The organism is Amycolatopsis kentuckyensis (assembly GCF_002155975.1).
Classification (GTDB): Bacteria; Actinomycetota; Actinomycetes; order Mycobacteriales; family Pseudonocardiaceae; genus Amycolatopsis; species Amycolatopsis kentuckyensis.
This window is the reverse complement of the sequence record NZ_MUMI01000881.1, coordinates 1-750: the sequence shown is the minus strand read 5'-3', so window position 1 is coordinate 750 and position 750 is coordinate 1. Positions and strand designations below refer to the sequence as shown.

The 750-nt window shown below is 69.9% G+C and carries 2 protein-coding genes; both read right to left on the bottom strand.

The features are described 5' to 3' along the window. Nucleotides 1-436 (bottom strand): AAA family ATPase (locus CCN39_RS48880; protein ID WP_143264516.1); only part of this gene is annotated, 436 nt, incomplete at its 3' end. Nucleotides 437-571: 135 nt separating this feature from the next. After that, nucleotides 572-739 carry an acyl carrier protein gene (locus CCN39_RS48875; protein WP_279629632.1) on the bottom strand — a complete coding sequence of 56 codons (168 nt, stop codon included), beginning with the start codon at nt 737-739 and terminating at the stop codon, nt 572-574. Nucleotides 740-750 lie beyond the last annotated feature (11 nt).

Sequence of the window (750 nt, the reverse complement as noted above, 5' to 3'; positions counted from 1 at the left end):
CCGCGTCGGGCGAGTACTGGGCCAGCGCCGGGGAGATGCCGGCCAGCCAGGAGACGTGGTACTTCGGGAATCCGTCGAGCAGCGCCGGGTGCCGCGACGTCAGCAGGTCGTCGAGGGCGTCGGAGAAAACGCCGAAGGGCAGCGAGCCGGGCAGGGGCCCCGCCGCGCCGCTGGCGACCGCCCAGCCGCGGGCTTTCGCGTGGCCGGCGAGCGCCGCGAGCAGTTCGGTCTTTCCGCTCCACGGGTCACCGCTGATCCGCACCGCCCGGACGCCGGGTTCCGCGCCGTCCACGATGCCGGTGAGCCGGGCCAGCTCGGCCTCGCGGCCCCGTGCGTCGAACCGCCAGGGGACGGCGGTACGCGGTCGGGGGACTTGCGGCGCTGGTCCGGATGAGGCGGAGCTGGGCACGTCGTTGTACCCGTGAATCGATGGCATACCTTGATCCCCCAGGATGTCGGTTGTCCTCCCGATCGATGCGTCTCGATGGTCTACGACCGCCATCCACTTGTACCACAGATCCCGTCCGGATGTCCCGAATGTCCACTGTGGACTACCAAGGTTGGTAGTGCGTCAGGACAGCGGCGCTTCGAAGCGTTCGCGCAGCGGGCGCAGTTCGGCCAGTTCGGCCAGTTCGGCGATCGTCGGGCTGAGGTAGAACGTGCGCGCGGGCAGCTCCACGCCGAAGTCCTGCTGCAACTGTCCCAGCAGGTCGGCCGCGACCAGCGAATGGCCGCCCAGCTCGAAGAAGT